This window comes from Faecalibacterium sp. I3-3-89, from assembly GCF_023347275.1.
Lineage (GTDB): Bacteria > Bacillota > Clostridia > Oscillospirales > Ruminococcaceae > Faecalibacterium > Faecalibacterium butyricigenerans.
The window spans coordinates 1521490-1545221 of the sequence record NZ_CP094468.1 but is presented as its reverse complement, the minus strand read 5'-3'; the positions used below and the strand labels follow the sequence as shown (position 1 = coordinate 1545221).

Annotated in this window: 16 protein-coding genes; 12 read left to right on the top strand and 4 right to left on the bottom strand. The window is 62.0% G+C overall.

Features of this window, described 5'->3' with window-relative positions; all coding sequences use genetic code 11:
* Nucleotides 1-44 precede the first annotated feature (44 nt).
* Entirely contained in the window at nucleotides 45-4298 is a 4254-nt protein-coding gene (locus MTP38_RS07220; protein WP_431834196.1) for a PolC-type DNA polymerase III, read from the top strand.
* 90 nt (nucleotides 4299-4388) lie between these two features.
* On the opposite strand, the gene MTP38_RS07215 is transcribed toward MTP38_RS07220, so the two are convergent.
* Nucleotides 4389-6083, bottom strand: coding sequence for a DAK2 domain-containing protein (locus tag MTP38_RS07215; protein ID WP_227620790.1), 1695 nt, complete (start codon nucleotides 6081-6083; stop codon nucleotides 4389-4391).
* Between the two features lie 52 nt (nucleotides 6084-6135).
* Nucleotides 6136-6486 carry an Asp23/Gls24 family envelope stress response protein gene (locus tag MTP38_RS07210; RefSeq protein WP_227620791.1) on the bottom strand — a complete coding sequence of 117 codons (351 nt, stop codon included), beginning with the start codon at nucleotides 6484-6486 and terminating at the stop codon, nucleotides 6136-6138.
* A gap of 511 nt (nucleotides 6487-6997) precedes the next feature.
* Between MTP38_RS07210 and MTP38_RS07205 the strand changes: the two genes are divergently transcribed.
* Entirely contained in the window at nucleotides 6998-7462 is a 465-nt protein-coding gene (locus tag MTP38_RS07205) for a CBS domain-containing protein (protein ID WP_227620793.1), read from the top strand.
* Nucleotides 7463-7546: 84 nt separating this feature from the next.
* Here the strand turns inward: MTP38_RS07205 and MTP38_RS07200 are convergent, their stop codons facing one another.
* A complete protein-coding gene (locus tag MTP38_RS07200) occupies nucleotides 7547-8965 on the bottom strand; it encodes a hypothetical protein (RefSeq protein WP_249233114.1) in 1419 nt (472 codons plus the stop codon).
* A gap of 1073 nt (nucleotides 8966-10038) precedes the next feature.
* On the opposite strand from MTP38_RS07200, the gene MTP38_RS07195 reads away from it, so the two are divergent.
* Nucleotides 10039-11817, top strand: a complete 1779-nt coding sequence (locus MTP38_RS07195; RefSeq protein ID WP_249233113.1) for a Na/Pi cotransporter family protein — start codon at nucleotides 10039-10041, stop codon at nucleotides 11815-11817.
* Between the two features lie 48 nt (nucleotides 11818-11865).
* Here MTP38_RS07195 and MTP38_RS07190 read toward each other — a convergent pair whose 3' ends face one another.
* A complete protein-coding gene (locus tag MTP38_RS07190) occupies nucleotides 11866-12234 on the bottom strand; it encodes a hypothetical protein (RefSeq protein ID WP_249233112.1) in 369 nt (122 codons plus the stop codon).
* Between the two features lie 462 nt (nucleotides 12235-12696).
* Here MTP38_RS07190 and MTP38_RS07185 point away from each other — a divergent pair, with 462 nt between their 5' ends.
* The 9 genes from MTP38_RS07185 (at nucleotide 12697) to lgt (ending at nucleotide 23708) form a co-directional block, all read left to right on the top strand.
* Nucleotides 12697-14991 carry a transglycosylase domain-containing protein gene (locus MTP38_RS07185; protein WP_249233111.1) on the top strand — a complete coding sequence of 765 codons (2295 nt, stop codon included), beginning with the start codon at nucleotides 12697-12699 and terminating at the stop codon, nucleotides 14989-14991.
* Between the two features lie 164 nt (nucleotides 14992-15155).
* Nucleotides 15156-15596 carry an ACT domain-containing protein gene (locus tag MTP38_RS07180; protein ID WP_112114976.1) on the top strand — a complete coding sequence of 147 codons (441 nt, stop codon included), beginning with the start codon at nucleotides 15156-15158 and terminating at the stop codon, nucleotides 15594-15596.
* A gap of 37 nt (nucleotides 15597-15633) precedes the next feature.
* On the top strand, nucleotides 15634-16869 hold the full coding sequence (locus MTP38_RS07175) for a homoserine dehydrogenase (protein ID WP_249233110.1): 1236 nt from the start codon (nucleotides 15634-15636) through the stop codon (nucleotides 16867-16869).
* A 23-nt stretch (nucleotides 16870-16892) separates the two neighbouring features.
* On the top strand, nucleotides 16893-17798 hold the full coding sequence (thrB, locus tag MTP38_RS07170; RefSeq protein ID WP_227621132.1) for a homoserine kinase: 906 nt from the start codon (nucleotides 16893-16895) through the stop codon (nucleotides 17796-17798).
* 85 nt (nucleotides 17799-17883) lie between these two features.
* Nucleotides 17884-19083: an aspartate kinase gene (locus MTP38_RS07165; RefSeq protein WP_249233109.1), complete on the top strand. Its 1200-nt coding sequence runs from the start codon at nucleotides 17884-17886 to the stop codon at nucleotides 19081-19083.
* Nucleotides 19084-19254: 171 nt separating this feature from the next.
* On the top strand, nucleotides 19255-20061 hold the full coding sequence (locus tag MTP38_RS07160) for a M15 family metallopeptidase (protein WP_249233108.1): 807 nt from the start codon (nucleotides 19255-19257) through the stop codon (nucleotides 20059-20061).
* 20 nt (nucleotides 20062-20081) lie between these two features.
* The gene (locus MTP38_RS07155) at nucleotides 20082-21365 is read left to right on the top strand and encodes a M16 family metallopeptidase (RefSeq protein ID WP_249233107.1); all 1284 of its coding nucleotides are present in this window, start codon (nucleotides 20082-20084) and stop codon (nucleotides 21363-21365) included.
* Nucleotides 21358-22668, top strand: coding sequence for an EF-P 5-aminopentanol modification-associated protein YfmH (yfmH, locus tag MTP38_RS07150; RefSeq protein WP_249233106.1), 1311 nt, complete (start codon nucleotides 21358-21360; stop codon nucleotides 22666-22668). Before MTP38_RS07155 ends, yfmH begins: the two co-directional genes overlap by 8 nt.
* Nucleotides 22665-23708, top strand: coding sequence for a prolipoprotein diacylglyceryl transferase (gene lgt, locus MTP38_RS07145; RefSeq protein WP_249233105.1), 1044 nt, complete (start codon nucleotides 22665-22667; stop codon nucleotides 23706-23708). Before yfmH ends, lgt begins: the two co-directional genes overlap by 4 nt.
* Nucleotides 23709-23732 lie beyond the last annotated feature (24 nt).

The window sequence follows — 23732 nt, the reverse complement described above, 5'->3', positions numbered from 1 at the left end:
GTACCACTGTGACACCACTTGTTTCCCAGCTATGGCCGCAGTTTATGGCGGACCCGGACTTTGCGGCCTGTTTTGGCCGTGTGGTCGTCGAGCACGCCCAGATGCTGCGGCAGGAGCGGCAGGTCATTTTCACGCTGCGCAGTTCTGCCCCGCTGGACAAGGGGCTGTGCGCACGGCTGCTGGCCTCCCTCGCGCCCGACTATGAGGGCTTTGAGCTTCGCATCCACAACCTCTTCGGCTACGCCGCGCTGGACGAGAGCGGACTGCGGGAGCTGATGGAGGAGATGAAGCGGGACGGCGTGCCCATCAACGGCTTCCTCGACCGCTGCCGCATCACCATCACCGGCCAGAACATCACCATCGGCGTCTGCCATGGCACGAAGTTCTTGCAGGAGATGCAGTTCGAGCGGCTGCTGGCGGAGCGTATCGCCGCCCACACCGGCGTGAAGCCCAAGGTGACGCTGGAAAGCAGCGTGGGCGAGGCCGAGCAGCGCCAGATGGAAGAAAAGCTGGAGCGCAAAATTGCTCCTCCTGTCGTCAAATTCGAGCGGAAGAATACGGCGCCCTCCATCAAGGTGGAGGGCCTCGACCTCACGGACAAGCCTGTTACCATCTTCCACGGCAAGATGTTCTCCCCCAAGAACCTCACCCCCCTCAAGGACTTGGGCGGCGAGGGCGGAAAGTGCATGATCTGGGGCGATGTTTTCTTCACCGAGGTGAAGGGCAGCTTCCGTAAGATCTATACCGTCTCCATCACCGACTACACCGGCTCCATCAACCTGAAGATCCGTGCGCAGGAAGGGGAGGACTGCTCCAAGTGGGAGTCCATCCCCAAGGGCACGACGGTCGTGGTGCGGGGCGACTGCTCCTACGACAAGTATGAGCATGACTATATCGTCTGGCCCTACGATGTCCTCTTCGTCGAGCGCAAAAAGCGGGAGGACAATGCCCCCGTCAAGCGGGTGGAGCTGCATCTGCATACCAAGCTGTCCAGCATGGACGCCTTCTGCGACCCCGGCGGCATCGTCAAGCTGGCCCATCGGATGGGCCACCCGGCCATCGCCATCACTGACCACGGCGTCTGTCAGGGCTATCCCGAAGCCATGCTGGCGGCGGACGCCATCCACAAGACCGACCCGGACTTCAAGCTCATCTACGGCTGTGAGGCCTACTTCGTCGATGACATGATCCCCTGCGTCTACGGCGTGAAGGACGAGCCGCTGAACGGCGAGTTCTGCGTCTTCGACACCGAGACGACGGGCCTCGATCCGGGCGTGGAGTACCTGACCGAGATCGGTGCAGTCATCGTGCGGGACGGCGAGGTGGTGGAGGAGTTCGACACCTTCGTCAAGCCCGGCAAGCCCATCACGCCCAAGATCACGGAGCTGACCGGCATCACCAACGAGATGGTGGCCAATGCCCCCGGCGAGGCCGAGGCGCTGGAAGCCTTTCTCAAATTCGTGGATGGCCGCATCCTCGTGGCCCACAACGCCCACTCCTTCGACATCCGGTTCCTTCGCGCTGCCGCCAAGCGGAGCGGCATCGAGTTCGAGCCGACCTATATCGACACCCTGACCATGGCGCAGGCCATGTACCCCGGACTCCACAACTACAAGCAGGGGACTATCAACAAACATCTCGAGCTGCCCGCCTACGAAGCCCATCGCGCCTGCGAGGACTCTGCCGCGCTGGGCCGCATCTTCTGCGTCATGCTCAAGGATCTGGAGGAAAAGCAGGTCACAGCCGTCAGCGGCATCAACACCGGACTCGGCGGCAACCGTGAGGTGCTGAAAAAGAAGTATTACCACCTCATCATCCTCGTGCGCAACCAGATGGGCCTGAAGAACCTCTACAAGATCGTCAGCGAGGCCCATGTCAACTACTTCTTCAAGAAGCCCCGCGTGCCCCGCAGTCTCCTCAACAAGTACCGCGACGGCCTGATTTTGACCTCGGCCTGCGAGGCGGGTGAGCTGTACCGCGCCATCGTGGAGGGCCGCTCCTACGAGGAGCTGAAGAAGATCGCCTCCTATTACGATGTTCTGGAAGTCCAGCCGCTGGGCAACAACGCCTATATGGTGCGGGACGGCAAGGTGGAGAGCGAAGAGGTCATCAAGGACTTCAACCGCACCGTTATCCAGCTGGGCGAAGACCTCCACAAGCCCGTCATCGCCACCGGCGACGTCCACTTCACCGAGCCGGAGGACGCCATCTACCGCTCTGTTTTACAGGCGGGCAACGGCTTCAAGGACGCGGACAATCAGCCGCCCCTGTTCTACCGCACGACGGAGGATATGCTGGACCAGTTCCGCTATCTGCCCAAGGAGAAGGCCTACGAGATCGTCGTGACCAACCCCCGCAAGATCGCGGCCAGCATCGACGGCAGCGTTCGCGCTATCCCGCGCGGCACCTATCCGCCCAGCATCGAGGGCGCAGAGCAGCAGCTCCGGGACGCCACATGGGCGCACGCCAAGCGGGATTACGGCGACCCGCTGCCCGAGATCGTGGAGAAGCGGCTGCAAAAAGAGCTGGACTCCATCTGCGGCCACGGCTACGCCGTCCTGTATGTCATCGCGGTCAAGCTGGTGGCCTACTCCAACGCGGGCGGCTATCAGGTGGGCAGCCGCGGCTCGGTCGGCTCGTCGGCTGTGGCCCACTTCTCCGGCATCTCGGAGGTCAACAGTCTGCCGCCCCATTACCGCTGCCCCAAGTGCAGGCACAGCGAGTTCATCACCGACGGCAGCGTGGAGGACGGCTTCGACCTGCCCGACAAGAACTGCCCCGCGTGCGGCACCCGGATGCTGGTGGACGGCCACGACATCCCCTTCGAGACCTTCCTCGGCTTCTACGGCGACAAGGAGCCGGATATTGACCTGAATTTCTCGGGCGAATATCAGTCCAACGTCCACCGCTACACCGAGGAGCTGTTCGGCAAGGCCAACGTCTTCAAGGCGGGCACGGTCTCCGGCATTCAGGACAAAACAGCCTATGGCTACGTCAAAAAATATCTGGATGAGCGGGGGAGAACGGTCAACCACGCCGAGGAGAACCGCCTGACGCTGGGCTGCACCGGCGTCAAGCGCACCACCGGCCAGCACCCCGGCGGCATGGTCGTCGTGCCCGACACCTACGAGATCTACGACTTCTGCCCCATCCAGCACCCGGCGGATGACGTGGCGGGCGGTCTGCTGACCACCCACTTCGAGTTCAAATACCTTCACGACACCCTGCTCAAGCTGGATGAGCTGGGCCACGATATGCCCACCTTCTACAAGTATTTCGAGGAATATACCGGCATCCCGGTGGACAGCATCCCCATGAACGACCCCAAGGTCTACAGCCTGCTCACCAGCCCGGAGGAGCTGGGCGTCACGCCGGAGCAGATCGACAGCCAGACTGGCACCTTCGGCATTCCCGAGATGGGCACGAACTTCGTGCGCGGGATGCTTGTGGAGGCCCGGCCCAAGAACTTCTCCGAGCTGATCCAGATCTCGGGCCTGTCTCACGGCACCGACGTCTGGACGGGCAACGCTGACGAACTCATCCGCAGCGGCACCTGCACCATCGCGGAGGTCATCGGCTGCCGCGACAGCATTATGCTCTACCTGCTGCGCAAGGGCCTCGAGCCGAAGATGGCCTTCGACATCATGGAGGCCGTCCGTAAGGGCAAGGTGGCCAAGGGCGGCTTCGCGCCCGGCTGGGAGGAGGCCATGCGGGAGCACGAGGTGCCGGACTGGTATATCGAGAGCTGCCGCAAGATCAAGTATATGTTCCCGAAAGCCCATGCCGTGGCCTACCTGATGTCGGCCATCCGCCTCATGTGGTTCAAGCTCTACCATCCGCAGGCATTCTATGCGGTCTATTTCACTGTCCGCGGCGATGACATCGACTACGAAGCCGCCGTGGGCGGTGCGGCGGTGGCCCGCGCCCACATGAACGAGGTCAAGCGCCGCCTGAAGGAGGAGAAAAATGCCAAGGACGAGGACGTCCTCGTCTCGCTCCAGCTGGTCAACGAAATGCTGGTGCGGGGCTACGAGTTCCTGCCCATCGAGCTGGGCAAGAGCCGCGGCTCGAAGTATGTGGTGGAGGACGGCAAGGTGCGCCTGCCCTTCTGCTCCCTGAAGGGTCTGGGCGGTGCCGCCGCCGATGCGCTGGAAAATGTGACCATCCACGGCGAAGAATACCTCTCCATCGAGGAGCTGCAGCAGGCCTCCGGCGTCGGCAGCAGCATCATCGACCGCCTGCGTCAGGTGGGCGCTCTGGGCGACCTGCCCGAGAGCAGTCAGGTGAGCTTCTTCTGAAATAGTACAACAAAAACGACCTCTGCGACCGGATGACCGGAAGCAGAGGTCGTTTTGTGTTGCGGGTATTGCTTTGAACAGGGGAGAGGCTTACTCCACGCTGATCATATAATAGTAGACCGGCTGGCCGCCGCGGATGTGGCTGACCTCGACGTGGTTGGGGCACTTGGCCTTGACGATCTCGGTCACCTTCTCGGCATCCTCGTCGGAGACGTCGCAGCCGGAGATGATGGTGACGAAGCTGGAATCCTTCTTGCACATACCGCGGGCCAGACGATAGGTGGCCTTGGTGATGTCGTTGGAGGTGGAGACGATCTTGCCGTTCTCCAGCGCCATGATCTCGCCCTTCCGGATGCGCTTGCCGTCGTACTCGCTGTCGCGGGCGGCGTAGGTGATGAGGCCGGTGGATACCTTGTCGGCGGCGGACATCATGTTGATGGTGTTGGCCTCGACGGTGGCGGAGGGGTCAAAGTTCAGCAGAGCCGTGATGCCCATGGGGACGGTGCGGGTGGGCAGGACGACCACCTGACGGTCGGCCAGCTTTTGGGCCTGCTCGGCAGCCATGATGATGTTCTTGTTGTTGGGCAGGACGAAGACGGTCTTGGCCGGGACACTCTGGACGGCGGCGAGGATGTCCTCGGTGGCGGGGTTCATGGTCTGACCGCCGGAGACGACCGCGTCAGCGGACAGGTCAGTAAAGACGGCCTTCAGGCCCTCGCCGGCGGCGACGGCAACAAAGCCGTAGTCGCGGCTGGGATCGACGGCAGCGTAGATGAACTCGCTGGCCGGGTCGGGCTTCTTCTCGGCAGAAGCCTGCTTCTCGAGGCTCTTGCCCTGCTTCTGGCGGGCAAGGAACTGCTCGTGCATATTCTCGATCTTGAAGTTGGTGAGGTAGCCGTACTTGATGGCCTCGCTCAGGATCTTGCCGGGGTCGGCGGTGTGGACGTGGAGGTTGATGACGTCGTCGTCCTCGATGCAGACCACGCTGTCGCCGTTGGACTCGGCGAAGGCACGCATCTTTGCAGCGCTTGCGCCCTCGTTCTTGTTGATGAGGAACTGGGTGCAGTAGCCGTTCTTGATGTCCTCGACCTTCATCAGGTCATCGGTAAAGACGCCCTTGCCCGCGTTCGCGGTGGAGAGCTTGGCCTTGTTGGGGGCAGCCTCGCCGCCGGCCACGATGTCCTCCCCGTGGAAGACCTTGCCCATGCCCTCAAAGATGATCATGATGCCCTGACCGCCGGCATCCACGACACCGGCTTTTTTCAGGACGGGCAGCAGGTTGGGGGTGTCCTCCAGAGCCTTCTGGCCCGCAGCGAGGACGACGTCCCACAGCTCGGCCACATCCTCCTTGCCGCAGGCGGCAGCTTCCTCCGAAGCCACGCGGGCCACGGTCAGGATGGTGCCCTCGGTGGGCTTCATGACGGCCTTGTAAGCGCCCTCGACGCCCTTCTTGAGCGCAGAGACGATGTCGGCGGCGTCGGCCTCCTTCTTGCCCTCCAGAGCCTTGGAGAAGCCGCGGAACAGCAGGCTGGTGATGACACCGGAGTTGCCGCGGGCGCCGCGCAGCATGGCGGAGGCGGCGGTCTTTGCGGCCTCGCCCACGGTGCAGCTGTCGTCCATGGCCTGCAGCTCACGGACGGCTGCGCCGACGGTCATGCCCATGTTGGTGCCGGTGTCGCCATCGGGGACAGGGAAGACATTCAGCTCGTCCACGCGGGAGCGCTGATTGTTGATGTTGTTTGCGCCGGAAATGATGGCGTCGCGCAGGATCTTACCAGAAATCATTGCTTTTTACTCCTTATATCTTCCCGGTATCCCCCGGGCGGGCTTTGTCTCGTCAGGCAACCACGTCATCGACCGATACGACCACGCGGGCGACCTTCAGGCCGGTGGCCTGCTCCACCTCGTCCTTCACGCGGTGCGAGATGGCACGCGCGGCGGTGGAGATGTTCAGCCCGTAGCTGACGGCAATGTGCAGCTCGATCACGAGACGGCCCTCTTCCTGTGTGACACGGACGCCCTTGGCCGAGTCGTCCACGCCGCGCACGGCGCAGCGGACACGGTCGGTCAGATCACGGGGGGCCATTGCGGCCACGCCGTAGCATTGTTTGGTTGCTTCGCCCACGAGCGTGGAAAAATACTCGGCTGAGAAGCTGACATCTCCCAGCGGAAAACGGGAAGTGATCATAGTCGCTCTGCTCCTTTTATTCATGATTGTACCCCTGTCCGCACGGCGGCGGGGCGGCGCGCAGGCCCAAAGGGCGGCGTACCGCTCTTATTATACAACTTTCTTCGGAAGCTGTACAGCACATAATTGCAGACGCAAAGGGGAAAAGTCTGGCACGGATCGCCGGCTTCGGCCTGTTTCGACACCGCGAGCCGGTATACTGGAAGACAGACGAAGCCGCCAAGGGCCGTATTCCTAGTGTTAGTATAGCACAAAATCCTTCGCTGTGCATCCATTTCGTGAATATTTATCCGACGGAACAAAAGGTGATTGTGAATAAAATATAAAACATGGCGCAGGCATCTTTATCTTACTATGAAAAAGTGCTAAAATCTAAAGTGGAAAGAGTAGGACTGTATCCGGCGCAGGATGCAGGAATATTTGATCAAGGTGATGAAGACAGGAATTTGCTGCGGCTGCACAGGAGCTGCGGCCCCGGCGGCGGAAAAAGTTCATAATAGGAGTTGTTTTCATGAATATTCTGTTTTTCCTTTCCCCCAAGCAGGACCTGATGTATGTGTACGATGACTTCACCCTTCGCCAGACGCTGGAAAAATGGGAGAACAACCGCTACGCATCCATCCCGGTGCTCAACCGCAAGGGCGAGTATGTGGGTACCCTGACGGAGGGGGACATCCTGTGGGGGCTGAAGAAGTTCCATGGCCTTGACCTTGAGGCGGCGGAGGATGTGCCCATCCGGGACTTCGCCCATAAACGGGACTACAAGGCCGTCACCGTCACGACGAGCATGGACCAGCTCATCGAGGCGGCCATGAACCAGAACTTCGTCCCCGTGGTGGACGACCGGGGGATGTTCATCGGCATCGTCCGCCGTCAGGCCATCATCCGCTATTGCTACGACCGCTCCCGCGCTGCCGCCTCAGAGCAGCGCAGAAAGCCCGAAAAGCGTGTCCCGGCTGCGGCTGGGGTGCGGTAAAACGGGAAAAGGCCCCGCCGCTCTGCATGAAATGTGCAGGGCAGCGGGGCCTTTCTATGCCTGTGGGAAGAGGAGAGTGGCGCTTCAGCCCACGGTGAGGCTGGAATCGGTGAACCGGTGGGTCAGGACAGCCTCGGCATCCTCGCCGCCCATCGCCAGCAGCTCGTCCACCGAGAGGGTGGTGGAGCAGAGGATGGTCTGGAAGGTGATGGTGTCGATGCCCTCAGCCCGCAGCTGACGCAGGGTGGCCAGCGAGGCCCGGAGGGAGGCTGTGAGCCGTCCGACGCAGACGGTGAGAGTATTGCCGCTCTGGGTGCTCGTGTAGGAGATGCGCTGGCCGTCCTTGTCGGTGACAGTCAGGCCGGGGAGGGGAGAGGCGGGTGCGGACGGGGTGGCAGAGCCGCCGTCAGAAGAGGAAGAAGACTCCTCGGGGATAACAGGCTCAGGCTCTTCCGGCTCCACAGGACGGGGGATGGGGCTAGAGACCTGCTTGGTTTCGCCATTAGCGTCGGTGGCGGTGACTTTTGCGCCCGGGCCCAGCTTGTCCTTGATGGTGTCGAGGTCAAGCTCATGGCCGGCCCACGAGATGGCCTTGCCGTTGGGCCTACCGGCCTTGGCGGTCAGCTCGAGGCTGCCCGACAGATCGATATCGTTGCTGATGATGCCGTCGCTGCCGCCGTTGCTGTTTTTGCCGTTACCGCCAGCGGCGTTGACCGTACCGCCGGAGATGGCGACACGGGCGAAGCTGCAGATGCCGTAGCCGCCGACTTTGCCGCCGTTGCCGCCAGCGGCGTTGACCGTACCGCCGGAGATGGTGACGCCGCCGCTGCGGATGCCGTCGCCGCCGTAGCCGTCTTTGCTGTCGCCGCCAGCGGCTTTGACCGTACCGCCGGAAATGGTGACGTCGCCGCTGTCGCTGCGGATGCCGTCGCCGCTCACATTGCCGCCGTTGCCGCCGTTGGCAGTGACCGTACTACCGCCGGAAATGGTGACGTCGCCGCTGTCGCTGCGGATGCCGTCGCCGCCGTAGTCGTCTTTGCCGTCGCCGCCGTTGGCAGTGACCGTACTACCGCCGGAGATGGTGACGCCGCCGCTGCTCCAGATGCCGTCGCCGCCGTCGCCGCCGCCGCCGCTGCCGCCGTTGGCAGTGACCGTACCGCCGGAGATGGTGAGGCTGCCGCTGCTATAGATGCCGTCTGCGCCGCTGCCGCCTTGGGCCGTCAGGCTGTCATTTTCGCCGCCGGAGATGGTGAGGCTGCCGCTGCTGGAGATGCCGCTGCTGTAGATGTCGCTCTTCAGCGCGTTGTCGCCATCCAGCTCGATATTGGTATTGCCCTCGCCAGTCACGCTCACGGCGGCTTCGCTCCGGCTGCTGGTGTCGATGTTCACATCCTTGAGTGTGACCTCTACCTTATCGTCCTTATCTTTGGCCTCGATGGTCACGGTGTTGGAAGAAGCTTTGTCCTTGTCACTATTTGTGATAACGGTGTTGGTGTCTTCCACCTCCGGATTCTCCCCTTGTGAGACCTTGTTCGTCCCTTCGGTCTCACCTGCTCTCACGGTGATGTCACCTTCTTCGATGTACCATTCCTTTGCAAAGGCCGGGGCGGTAAGGGTAGTGAGCATTGCGGCAGTCAGGATAAGCGCCGCTGCCCGCTGAGAGGCCGGACGGGGTGAATCGTTACCCCCCCCGTATGGAGAGGCCGACCCAGAACACGCATCGCAAGCTTACGATAAGACAGCATACAAAAACCTCCTTTGAATGGTGAAAATAAATGGTAAAAACGGGGAACATCTGATTATTCTGAATGTACCACATCTGCGGGGGAAAAATCAAGAAAACCTGCGCGAATCGCCCTGTTTCCTGCGTGAACGAAGGAGTTCGGACAGATTTTGGCTCTCCCTTTAGGCTCTCCCTTTGGGAGAGCTGGCACCGAAGGTGACTGAGAGGGCAAGGACGCTGACGGAGAGGAACAGGCGCAGCGATAGCATCGCTCTGTCAAAGAACCTGCTTATCGCTGCGTAGCGGCTCTCGGGAGACGGGCTTGCCCTCTCCGTCATCGCTTGCGCGATGCCACCTCTCCCAAAGGGAGAGGCTTTTCTGCGCCTTTTTGCTCAAAAAACTTCCTGAAGATACATTTTATTGGACTTTTATTCTGCTATACTCCTGTCAGAACAAAAAGACACAGGAGGGAAGAGGAATGAAAGACGTAGAGCTGCGATATGTGGGCGGTCATGTGGAAGTATACACGGAGGCGGGGGCGTTCCTGTTCTCGGCGGACACCCTGCGGGAGGCGATGGAAGAGCTGGACGTTGCCTGACGCATTCCCGGGAATACCGGACGGCGGGTTAGAAAACACTAACGTAAAATCGAAGTAAAATCAAAGAAAAGAACAGTGCAAAAGAGGGCGGGAATTTTAAAATTCCAGTCAAAAAGGTGATTTTCCTGTAAAATAATGCTTGTTGAGCCGGGGGGGTCGATGATATAATAAAAAGGACGGCGTTTTGCATACGGAGAGCTGGGCGAAGCCGTCTTGTGCAATGGAGCAATAGGAAGATTTTAGGAGCATTGTTTTATGGACATTACACACATCACCTCTCTGCTGGGCGGTATTGCGCTGTTCCTGTATGGTATGTCGATCATGGGCGCCGGCCTCGAAAAGCTGGCCGGCGGCAAGATGCAGGGCGTATTACAGAAGCTGACCTCCTCCACCATCAAGGGCGTTATTTTCGGTACGCTCATCACCGGCGTGATCCAGTCGTCCGCCGGTACGGTCGTCATCTGTGTCGGCCTTGTCAACTCCGGCATCATGACCCTTACGCAGTCGGTAGGCGTTATCATGGGTGCAAACATTGGTACGACGGTCACGGGCCAGCTCATCCGCATGGCGGATATTTCGGGCGACAGCCTCATCCTGACCCTCATCCAGCCCAAGACGTTTGCGCCGGTGGTGGCGTTTATCGGCTGCATTTTTTATGTCTTTATCCGCAGCGCGAAAAAGAAGAACATCGGCCAGATCATGCTGGGCTTCGGCATCCTGTTCACAGGCATGAGCCTGATGGACACCGGCGTGTCCCCCCTGCGGGAGAGCGCCATGTTTCAGGAGCTGTTCGTCACCATGACCAACCCCATCCTCGGCGTTCTCGTGGGTGTGGTGGTCACGGTCATCATCCAGTCGTCCTCGGCGTCGGTGGGTATCCTGCAGGCTCTGTCCAGCACCGGCCTCGTCACCTTCAGTTCGGCCATCCCCATCGTGCTGGGTGCCCACATCGGCACCGCGTTCACCCCGCTGCTGACCATCGGCGGCTCCTCCAAGGACGGCAAGCGCGCCGCCCTCATCCACCTGTACTTCAACATCATCGGCAGCGTCATCCTGCTGGCGCTGGTCTATGCGCTCCAGTTCACCATCGGCATCCCCATGTGGGGCGATGTGATGAACAAGAGCAGCATCGCAAACATCCACACCATGACCAGCGTCATTGCGATGCTGTTCTTCCTGCCCTGCAGCGGTGTGCTGTCCAAGCTGGCCATGATGACCGTGCCCAGCAGCGCCGAGGAGGCGCAGGAGATGAGTATGCCTGTGCTGGATGAGCGTCTGTTCAAGAGCCCGGCCGTGGCTTTGCAGCAGGCCAAGAATGCCGTCGTCAAGATGTCCCGCCGTGCGGCCCGCAACGTCGGTCTTTCCACCCCGCTGCTGCTCAAGATGGACGAGGACGTGGTGAGCGCCATTGATGTCCGCGAGAACCTCATCGACCGGATGGAGGTCGAGATCTCAAACTACCTCATCAAGCTGGCGGATCAGGAGCTGGGCGACGCGGAGAGCCACGAGGTGACAGAGCTGCTCAACTTCGTCACCGAGTGTGAGCGCATCGGCGACTACGCCGTGAACATCAAGGAAAAGGCACAGGAACTGGCCGATAAGGAAGTTACCTTCAGCGAGATGGCCCAGCAGGAGCTGAAGCTTCTGGACAAGGCGCTGGAAAAGATCCTGACCCTTACGGCGGATGCATTCGAGGCGGACGATGGCCGGATGGCCAGTCAGGTGGAGCCGCTGGAGCAGGTCATCGACATCCTTGTGGAGAAGCTCCGCGCCCAGCACATCAAGCGCCTGAAAGACGGCATCTGCTCCATCGATACCGGTGTCGTCTTCCTCGATGTGCTGAACAACGCCGAGCGTATCTCCGACCACTGCTCCAACATTGCCGCCCGTCTGGTGGGCATGGAGGCAGGCGAGGACTACGACTCCCACACCCTCAAGAATATGATGCACCACAACCCCACGAAGGAATATATGCTCAACTACGAGCAGTGCCGCAAGGATTATCTCATCCCGCTGGAACAGCTCGAAGCCTGATGAAAGACGCAAAAAGCCTGACCGTCCGCAAGCGGTCAGGCTTTTTGCTTATCCGCCGAGGTCCTCCAGCTGCGCCCGCAGGGCGGTCTCCCCGGAGACGTAGAAGCCCTGCTTGAGCCGGATGGCGTCGGCCTCGGGCAGGAGGTTGACGTAGATGCCGGTGCGCAGGAGGCGCTTGTCGGGCAGGCCATTCTCCGTGCAGGTGTAGACCACCACCCGTCCGCCCTCGTCGCAGAGGTAAAAATCCGTGCTGCTCTGCCCGGCGCGGCCCTGTGCAGCCAGCCCCGGCTCGGAGGCGGGCGTTTCTGTGCCTGAGTCGGCAGGGAAGGGGAGCTTGGGCAGGGCCATCCAGAACAGGCTGAACACGATGGTGAAGATGCAGACGGCATAAAAAACGCAGAGCCAGACCTTGCGCATGGCAGTGGACTCCTTTCGGGGCAGAATGATGTTTCAGACGGTAGTATGTGCAAAAAACAACAGCCTCAGACAGAAGCGCAGAATTTTCACACCCGGGTGCTGTACTTTGGCGGGGCAGATGTGCTATACTAATATCGTATCCGGTCGATTTGCCCCTTGCAGAAGAGGATGGCGAGGACTATAATGTATTATTATGGCTGCGGGCGGACTCGTCCGCAGCAGGATGAACAGCGAACAGCACCCTTCGGCGGTGCTTTGATGCGAAAATTGCGATAGGAGGGGATCCTTATCTCAAACAACGAAAGACGAAAGATCCGCAGCAACGGTGCTCTCCGGGAGAGACGCCCCGCCGAGGAGACGCCCCGCCGCAGCCGTGCGCCGCGGGAGCCGGAGGAAAAGAGCGGCCACCCCGTCCTGCGGTTTCTGGGCCGCACCCTCGTCACCCTCGTCTGTCTGGGCATCATGGCAGGCAGTCTGGCGGCGGTGGGCGCAGTCTACTATGTGGTGCAGGCCACGGCCAACGACGGCGACCTGCTGGACCTCGACAACATCGAGCTGAGCCAGTCGAGCCTTGTGGTGGCCACCGACCCGGACACCGGTGCACAGGTGGAGTACGCCACCCTGCGCTCCTCGAACAGCCACCGCGTCTGGGCCGACCTCGAGCAGATCCCGACCAACCTACAGTATGCATTCATCTGCACCGAGGATAAGGACTTCTACACTGAGCCGGGCGTCAACTTCAAGCGCACCATCGGCGCGATGATCAACGAGTACCTGCTGCCCATCTACAGCTCCAAGCAGGGCGCTTCCACGCTGGAGCAGCAGCTCATCAAGAACCTGACCAGCGACAAGAGCGCCAGCGGCATCGAGGGTGCACTGCGCAAGCTGCGCGAGATCTACCGCGCCCTCATCCTGAGCCGCAGCTATTCCAAGGAGACCATTCTGGAAGCGTATCTCAACACCATCAGCTTCACGGGCACCATTCAGGGCGTCCAGACGGCGGCCAATGAGTACTTCAACAAGGATGTCAGCCAGCTGACCCTCTGGGAGTGCGCGTCCATCGCTTCCATCACCAAGAATCCGACCAACTACAACCCCTACACCAACCCCGAAAACCTCATCCACCGCCGCAACTTCCTGCTCTACAATATGTGGCAGCAGGGCGTCATCTCGGAGGATGATTACCGCAACGCAGCGGCGCAGCCGCTGATGCTGGCGGAGGAGGATGGCAGCAAGAAGAGCAGCTCCACCACCTCCTACTTCACCGACGCCCTCTTCAACGAGGTGGTGAAAGACATCATGGCCAAGGAGGGCGTGGACGAGTCCACCGCCCAGAGTATGCTCTACACCGGCGGCTACACCATCGAGGCCACCGTGAACCCCAAGCTCCAGACCGCGATGGAGAATCTGATGCTCAACGCCGACGACGCCTACTTCCCGGCCGGCTGGCATGAGGAAGAAGTGACCAGCATCTCGGACGACGATGTGCAGGTGTACAACGAGGACGGCACCCCCAAGACCCGCACCGGCGAGGACGGCACGGTCTACTACTACCGCAACGTCCGCACACAGGCCGCGATGGTCACGCTGGACTACGACGGCAATGTGCTGGCCATGGTGGGCGGTCTGGGCGAAAAGACCAAGAGCCTCTCCCTGAACCGCGCCTACGGCGTCACCCGGCAGACCGGCTCCACCATCAAGCCCATCGGTGCGTATGCGCTGGGCATCGAGTATGGTCTGGTCAACTGGTCCACCATGCTCAACAACTCGCCTCTCTACCTCAAACAGGATATGGTCATCCGCGACGAGGACTACTGCCGGAAGAACGGCCTGATGGGCCTGACCGACAAGCAGCTGAAAGCCTATCCCAACGCATGGCGCAGCTGGCCCCGCAACTACGGCGGCAACTACGGCGACAACTCCGACCTGCCGCTCTGGAACGGCCTTGCCCGCTCGCTGAACACCATCGCCATCCGGGTGGGCGACCTCGTGGGCGCAAGCAACATCTTCAACTTCGTCTACAATACCTTGCAGCTCAATACGCTGGACCCGGTCAACGACGTGGGCCTTGCGCAGATGGTCATGGGCAGCCAGACCCACGGCGTCACCCCGATGGCGCTGGCGGCGGCGTTCCAGATCTTCTATGACGGCGAGTACACCACACCCCATCTCTACACCCGCGTCCTCGACCGCGACGGCAACATCTATATGGAGAGCAACGACACCAGCTATCAGGCCCTGACCCCCCAGACGGCTTATGTCATGAACCGCCTGCTCAAGAACGTCCTGTTCTCCAGCGTCGGCACGGCCAGCGGCCGCTACCCCAACTCCAATGGTATGGAGGCCTTCGGCAAGACCGGTACGGCCAGCGACGAGAAGGACCTGTGGTTCGTGGGCGGCACGCCCTACTACGTCACCGCCGTGTGGTGGGGCTATGATGCGCCTTACGACATGACCAAGACCCTCGGCAAGCAGCAGGCTAAGACCCGCACCTGTGTCATGGCATGGAAGGCCCTGATGGAGCAGGTGCAGGCAGACCTGCCCTATAAGGCATTCCCGGCGGCAGGCGGCGTCGTGGAGCGCAGCTACTGCACCCAGAGCGGACTGCTGGCCAGCGGCTCCTGCCCCAGCACCGCAGTGGGCTACTACCGCGCCGACGACCTGCCCGATGTCTGCAACTACTCCCACGGTCAGGCCGCTGTGTCCAGCGCCCCCCTCACGTCGGAGCCGGATACCACCAACCTCGACACCGACTGAGCGAAAAAACTCATACTTTTGCGGCATCGGATAGCAATTCCGGTGCGCTGAGAGGGCACTTCACGGCACAAAACTGGATAATCTGCCAAAATAGCATCCGACCCCTTGCAATGCGGGGAGTCGGATGCTATTATATTTTCTGCAAGAACACTTGTGTTTGTGAGGTGAACAAGTTGGAACGCCGTTTTTATCTGGTGGACGCGCAGGTGCTGCCGGAAGTCTTTCTCAAAGTCGTCCGCGCCAAGGAGCTTCTGGCCAGCGGGGAGGCGCGCAGCATCTCGGCTGCGACCCGCAGCGTGGACCTGTCGCGCAGCGCATTTTATAAATATAAGGACTGCATCTTCGACTCGGAGAATGGCCGCGAGGTCATCACCGTTATGGCGACCCTGCGGGATGAGACGGGCGCGCTGCAGAGCCTTCTGGCCGGCATCAGCGCCGCCGGTGCTAGCATCGTGACCATCAACCAGTCTACCCCGGAGAACGGTGCGGCGCTGGTGGCTGTCACCATCCGCACCGACACCATGCAGATGACCCCCGAGGAGCTGACCGAAAAGCTTTCGCGTCAGCGGATGGTCGTGGGCGTACACTGCGGATACAATCTGTGAGAGTATATTGATAGAAAACAGGAACGAGGGCTGTATCATGGCAAAAATCGCGATCTTGGGCTTTGGCACGGTGGGCAGCGGCGTGTACGAGGTGCTCTGCCGCAACGCCGCAGGCGTCTCCCGCCGCGCAGGCGAGCCGGTGGAGGTCAAGTACATCCTTGACCCCAAGGATTTCTCGGCTCATCCGGCCGCACAGCTGTTCATCAAGAACTTCGATACCATTCTGGAAGACCCGGAGGTGAAGGTCGTCGTCGAGACCATCGGCGGCACCCGCTTCGCCTACCCCTACGTCAAGGCCTGCCTCGAGAGCGGCCGGAGCGTCTGCACCTCCAACAAGGAGATGGTGGCCACCTACGGCGCAGAGCTGCTGGCTCTGGCCAAGGCCCACGGCTGCGCCTTCCTCTTCGAGGCCTCTGTGGGCGGCGGCACCCCCATCATCACCCCGATGCATCAGTGCCTCGCGGCCAATGTCATCACTGAGGTGGAGGGCATCGTCAACGGCACCACCAATTTCATGCTCACCAAGATGGTGCGGGAGAATTTGGGCTTTGACGAGGCACTGAAGATCGCGCAGGAGCTGGGTTACGCCGAGACGAAGGACCCCGGCGATGATGTGGACGGCCGCGACGCCTGCCGCAAGATCGCCATCCTGTCCTCGCTGGTCTGCGGCCATCAGATCTACCCCCAGAACATCCCCACCCGCGGCATCCGGGACATCACGGCGGGCGATGTGGCGGCAGCGGAAAAGCTGGGCTGCGTCATCAAGCTCATCGCATGGATGAAGCGGGGCGAGGACGGCAGCGTGGCTGCGGGCGTCGAGCCCTGCCTCGTGCCGAAGGTGAACCAGCTGGCCGGCGTGGACGACGTCTTCAACGCCGTCCTCGTGAAGGGCGATATGCTGGGCGATGTGGTCTTTTACGGCAAGGGCGCAGGCAAGCTTCCCACCGCCAGCGCCGTGGTGGCCGACGTGGTGGACGCCCTCAAGAACGGCTCCAAGGTCCACGACAGCCTGTTTTGGCAGCCCGCCGAGCCGGTGGAAGGGATGCTCACCGACCCCGCGCCTGCCGCATACTATGTGCGTGTGGAGGGCATCGCCCCGGCCGTGGCCGAGGCCATCTATGGCAAGGGCCATGTGGTGGATGAGCACTTCGACGGCTGTGCCTACTTCGTGGACAGCGCCGACGGCAAGGCTCTGGCCGAAGCGGCCCGGAAGGTGGAGGCCGTGGGCGGCAGCGTGAAGCTGGTGCTCCGCCGTCTGCCCGAGGAAGTCTGAGCGGAAGAGGAGAGGGAACAGCTATGAAGATCAAAGTTTCCGTCCCGGCGACCAGCGCCAATATCGGCTCCGGCTTCGATGCACTGGGCCTCGCGGTGACGCTGTACAACACGGTGACATTTGAAGAGAGCGACCATCTGGACATCTCGGCGGCGGACGGCACCCGTATCCCCCGGGGCGAGAGCAATCTGGTCTATCGCTCGGCCAAGGGCCTGTTCGACAAGGTGGGCAAGACCATGCCGCCCCTCAAGCTCGTCCAGACCAACGCCATCCCCATGGCCCGGGGCCTCGGCTCGTCCTCGGCCTGCATCATCGCGGGCCTGCTGGGCGCGAACCGGATGCTGGGCGATGTGCTCAACACGCAGGAGCTGCTGACGCTGGCCACCTCCATCGAGGGCCACCCCGATAACGTGGCACCGGCCCTTCTGGGCGGCCTGACCAGCAGCGTCTTCGAGGACGGCGTGGTCTACTCCGTCAAGCGGGACGTGGACGAGAGCCTCTGCTTCGCGGCCATCGTGCCCGACTACAAGCTGCTGACCGAGGCCGCCCGTGCGGCCCTGCCGAAAGAGGTCACTCACAAGGATGCGGTGTATAACCTGTCCCGTGCAGCCCTCATCCCGGCGGCGTTCTGTGAGGGACGCCACGACCTGCTGGCCATCGCCACCGAAGATAAGCTCCACCAGCCCTACCGGATGCCCCTGATGCCCGGCTCGAAGGAAGTCTTCGACATGGCGCGGCTCTGCGGCGCAAAGGCGGTATACGTCTCGGGCGCGGGCAGCACCGTGATGGCGGTGGCAGAGAAGGCCAGCGCCGAAAAATTCTACTCCAAGCTGGAAAAAGGCCTCGAGCTGCTGGAGGGCTTGGACGGATGTGAAGCATTTACACTGCTGCGGCTGGATGCCGACAACACCGGTGCGACAGTGGAATGATAGACAGGGAGAGGAAGTGCAAGACCGCTTCCGCCCGGTGTACCCCTCAGACACTGAGGGAGCAAAAAGAGGAGAGTGACAAGATATGGCGTTGATCGTACAGAAGTTCGGCGGTTCTTCGGTGAAGGACCGGGACCGTATCTTCAACGTGGCCCGCATCGTGGCCAACACCCACAACGCGGGAAATGACGTGGTCGTGGTGGTGTCCGCACAGGGCGACACCACCGATGACCTTATCGCAAAGGCAGCAGAGATCACCCACAACCCTTCTGCCCGTGAGATGGATATGCTGCTGGCCGCAGGCGAAGAGATCAGCATCTCCCTGCTGGCCATGGCCCTGAACGAACTGGGCTGCCACGCCACCAGCCTGACCGGCTGGCAGGCGGGTTTCCGCACCGACCGTGCCTACACCAAGGCCCGCATCACCAAGCTGGAGACCGAGCGCATCTCTTCGGAGCTGGAGCGCAACCGCGTCGTCGTCGTGGCAGGCTTCCAGGGCCTGAACAAGCTGGACGACATCACCACGCTGGGCCGTGGCGGCTCGGACACCAGCGCCGTCGCCATCGCGGCAGCCCTGCACGCCGACCGCTGCCAGATCTTCACGGATGTGGAGGGCGTTTACACGGCCGACCCCCGCAAGGTGCGCAACACCCGCAAGCTGGACGAGATCACCTTTGACGAGATGCTGGAGCTGGCCTCTCTCGGCGCACAGGTGCTCAACAACCGCAGCGTGGAGCTGGCCAAGAAGTATAATGTGGAGCTGGAGGTCCTCTCCAGCCTGAACCCCGTGCCCGGCACGGTCGTCAAGGAGGTTGTAAAAGACGTGGAAGGTATGCTGATCAAGGGTGTCGCAAAGGACACCGATGTTGCTGTTATCACTATCCTGAATGTTCCCGATGAGCCGGGCACCAGCTTCAAGATCTTCGGCCTGCTGGCCCAGAAGAACATCAATGTGGACATCATCCTGCAGTCCACCGGCCGCGACGGCAAGAAGGACATCAGCTTCACCTGCGCTGAGAGCGAGGCGGAGACTGCCATGCGCGCCCTGCGCGAGGGCGCACACTTCGATCAGATCACCTGCGACGAGACCTGCGCCAAGGTGTCCATCGTGGGTGCCGGTATGCAGAGCCACAGCGGCGTGGCCTCCAAGATGTTCGAGGCCATGTCCAACAACAACATCAACATCAAGATGATCTCCACCAGCGAGATCAAGATCTCCTGCATCATCGACCGCGAGGACGCCGATAAGGCAGTCAGCGCCATCCACGATATGCTGTTCGAGTAAAAAAGGCTATAGAAGCCGCCGTGCCGTGCGCTCTGCGCCGGTGCGGCGGCTTTTTTGCGTACACAATTTTTTTACAGGGCCTGCCGTTTACACCCGGAGAAAAGGGGTGTATAATGTAACTATCTGCCTGCACCCCGGGCGAACGCCGAACAAGAGGAAGGAAGCTGCATCATGGAGCAAAATCGACCCGAACCCCGCCGCACGCTGCCGCCGGCCCAGCGCCGCCGGAGACACCGCATCCGCCTCGTGCGCAACTGGACGGTCTTTCTGCTCAGCTGCGGCGCGATGATGGCCGTGATGACCGGCGGCATCCTCTGGCTGCTGCCGAAGGCCTACGCCCTCATCGCGCCGCCGACGGCTTTCGAGGCCCGGGAGTATACGGGCGGCGCAGAGACAGACCTCTCCGACGCCCGTCTTGTGCTGGTGAATGGGAACCTGCCCCTGGCGGAAGAGCCGACGCCGGAGCTTGCCGTGGCCGACGAGGCCACCGGCGTTTCGCTGGAGGCCGAGGCCGCCGCAGCTTACCGCCAGATGGCGGAGGCTGCGCGGCAGGATGGGATCGAGCTGGTGCTGACGGCGGGCCATCAGGACGCCGCCGCCCGCCAGAGCGCCTATGAGGCCGCAGTCCAGAGCTACCGGGAGGCCGGAAGCAAGGAAGAGGCCGCTGCCGCCAAGGCCGCCACCGTCCAGCCCGCGCCGGAGGCCAGCGAGTACGCCACCGGCTACGCCGCCGACATCCTCGCAGCGGACAGCCTTGAGGAGAACACCGGCTTCGCCGACACCCGCGCCTACGAGTGGCTGGAGGCCTATGCGGCCGAGTACGGCTTCATCCTGCGTTGGCCGCAGGAGCGTCAGGCCGCCACCGGCATGGTGTTCGAGCCGTGGCACTGGCGGTATGTGGGCAGGGACAACGCCCTCGCCATCCGTGCCTCGGGCCTCTCGCTGGAAGAGTATCTGGCGCTGGAACAAACGAAATAACACAAAAGGACGATAGAACATTGAAACGAACCCAGATCGCGCCCGGCGTCCATCTCTCGTATGACGCCGCGCAGAAATTCAATCGCTGCCGCATCAGCATCCACTTTGCGTTCCCGGCCCGCCGCGAAACGGCCACGGCCCACGCACTGCTGCCGCTGGTGATGGAGCGGGGCTATGCCGACTGCCCCGATATGACCCAGCTGACCAAGAAGCTGGCCCGCCTCTATGGTGCCGACCTGACGGTGGACGCCCGCCCGATGGGATGCAGCCACAACCTCTGCGTCAGCATCACCGGCATCAAGGACCAGTTCGCGCTGGAAGGGGAGAAGCTGACGCAGGAGTACGCCGCACTGGCGCTGGGCACAGCCTTCCACCCCTATTTCGTGGGCGGAACCTTCGACCCTGAGGCCGTGGGCATCGAGAAACAGATGCTGAAAAAGGCGCTGGAAGACGAAGTGAACGACAAGCGGCTCTACTGCCAGCGGCAGGCCAACCGGGAATTTTTCGGCGACAGCCCCGCCGGTGTCCGGCAGGAGGGCTATCTGGAAGAGGTAGACAGCCTGACGCCTGAGATGCTGACCGAGGCTTATGACGAGATGCTCCGGACGGCGAACATCGAGCTGATCGTGCTGGGCTGTGACGAGGCCAGCACCGCCGCTGTGCAGGATGCCCTGCTGGCCGAGCTTTCGGCCCTCGACCGCGTCCCGCTGCCCCGGGCGGAGAACATCGCCATGCCCCGGCGGGAGCCGGTGCGCCGAGTGGAGCACTTCGACACCACGCAGGCCAAGCTCTGTATGCTCTTCACGCTGGGCCAGCCCATGCAGCCCGGCCAGCTGGCCGCAGTCCGGCTGGCGATGGCTCTCTACGGCGGCAGCGTCACCAGCCGCCTCTTCCTGAACGTCCGGGAGCGGGACCATCTGTGCTATTACTGCTCGTCCTCTTTCCAGAGCTTTACGGGCAGCATGGCCGTCAACAGCGGAGTCGAGCACGCGGACGCGGCCCGGGCCGAGGCAGCCGTGCTCAAAGAGCTGAAAGACCTCTGCGACGGCCCCATCACCGACGAGGAGCTGGAAGACTGCCGCCGGGGCCTGCTGGCCGGGATGAACGGCCTCGAAGATACGCTGGGCGGCATCGAGACGTGGTACTATATGGAGGTGCTGCGGGGCGGCCCGGTGCAGACGCCGGACGACGCCCGCCGCGCCCTGCTGGCCGTGACCAAGGAAGAGGTGCGGGACATCCTCCGGCAGTTCACCCTGTCGGTGAGCTGCCTGCTGACGAGAGAGGAGGGAGACGAGAATGGCTGAGAACACCCGGAGCGTGCTGGAACGCACCGCCGCAGACCAGTGGCAGACCCTGCCCTCGGGGCTGACTGTCCTCGTCCGCCCCATGCCGGGCTACTCCGGCACCCATGTCATCTATGCAACCCGCTTCGGCTCCATCGACCGGGACTTCCGGCTGGGGGAGCGGGAGGTACATCTGCCCGCCGGTGTGGCCCATTTCCTCGAGCACAAGATGTTTGAGGATGAGGACGGCGACGCCTTTGCAAAGTTTGCCAAGACCGGCGCCAACGCCAATGCCTTCACCGCTTTCGACCGCACCTGCTATCTCTTTACGGCCACAGAACAGCTGGACGAGAGCCTTGACGTGCTGCTGGGCATGGTGGGACGCCCCTACTTTACCGAGCAGACCATCGCCAAGGAGCAGGGCATCATCGGGCAGGAGATCAAGATGTACGATGACAGCCCTGACTGGCGGCTCATCACTGGCCTGTGCGAGTGCCTGTACCACAGCCACCCCATCCGCAGCGACATTGCGGGCACGGTGGAGAGCATTGCCGAGATAACCCCCGGGATGCTCTACGACTGCTGCAGGGCTTTCTATGCCCCGGGCAATATGGTGCTGGCCGCAGCGGGCAACACCAGCATGGAGCAGATCCTCGCGGCCTGTGCCCGCCACGGCCTGATGGACGAGCGCCCGGCGGAAAAGGTGGAGCGGCTGCTCCGCCCCGAACCCATGACGCTGGCGGCGGCGGAAAAGACCATCGCCATGCCCATCGCCAAACCCTGCTTCGGTCTGGGCTTCAAGGAAGAGCCGCTGCCCTTCGGCGACCTGCGCAGCGAGATGCTGTACGAGCTTATCCTCTGCTGCATCTGCGGCGGGATGTCGCCGCTCTACCGCCGCCTCTACGACGAGGGCCTGACCAACCCGGGCTTCGGCGGCGAGGTGCTGCGGGTGGAGGGGTGCTGCTGCATCCTCTTCACCGGCGAGAGCGACGCCCCCGACACCGTCCGCCAGCTTCTGCTGGACGAGATCGAGCGGGTGCGGCGCGAGGGGGTTGACCGGGAGATCTTCACCCTCTGCAAAAACGAAAAATACGGCCAGCTCATCGAAAATCTGGAAAATGTCGAGGATTCGGCCAGCCAGATGGCGGATTTCGCGCTGGCAGGCCAGACCGTGGCCCAGCAGATCACCATGCTGGCAGGCCTGACGGCAGAGGATGCCGACGCGGCCCTGCAGCACATCCTCCGCCCGGAGCGGATGGCCATGATGCGCATCGAGCCGGACGGCACGGTCGGCGATGAGGAAGAAGAGGAGACAGAAGAATGACGAATCTGGTACAGTTCCCGGGCCTTGGCCTCAGCTTTGAGCTGGACCGTGTGGCCTTCAGCATCGGCGGGGCCGATATTTATTGGTATGGCGTCTGCATCGCCTTCGGCCTCTGCCTTGCGCTGGTGTTCGCGTTCCGCCGCTGCACCGAGTTCGGCATCGACGCCGACGCGATGGTGGACGTCATCCTCGTCGGTGTGGTGCTGGGCATCGCCAGCGCCCGCCTGTATTATGTGGCGATGGCACCCTATAATTATGATACCATCTGGGATGTGCTGGCTGTCCGGGATGGCGGTCTGGCCATCTACGGCGGCATCATCGGCGCTTTCGTGTTCGGTGGTCTGGCCTGCAAGTGGCGGGGTGTGCCGGTGCTGCCCATGTTCGACCTCGCCGGCATGGGATTCCTCATCGGACAGGGCTGCGGCCGCTGGGGCAACTTCTTCAATCAGGAGGCCTTCGGCTGCAACACCACCCTGCCGTGGGGGATGTTCAGCGAGGCGACGGAGGAATACCTGATGGGCAGCACCGTTACGGTGCCCAAGGGCGTCACCATCGACCCCGCGATGCCCGTCCACCCCACCTTCCTCTACGAAAGCATCTGGTGCTTCGTGGGTCTGGCCCTGCTGACGGCGTACATCAAGAAGCGGAAGTTCAACGGCGACATCGCCCTGCGCTATCTCATCTGGTACGGCGCAGGCCGCTTCTGGATCGAGGGCCTCCGCACCGACAGCCTGCTGCTGGTGCCGTCGCTGGGCCTGCGCGCCTCCCAGCTAGTGGCGGCAGCGGCCGTCGTGGGCGGCGTGGCGCTGGAGATCTTCCTGACCCGGAAGTATAAAGGCAAGCCGCTCATGGTGACGTTGGCCCTGACGGCGGAGAACCGCACCCTTCTGGCGAAGGTGCACAAAGCGCAGCCGGAGCTTGTCCTTGAGCAGGAGCAGCTGGTGGCGTCCAGCCCCCGCAAGCTTTTCATCGAGCGCACCAACGCATATAACGAGCAGGTGAAGCAGATGCTGAAGGAGAAGCTGGCGGAGAAAAACTGAAAATATTTCCGAAAAAGCGGGATT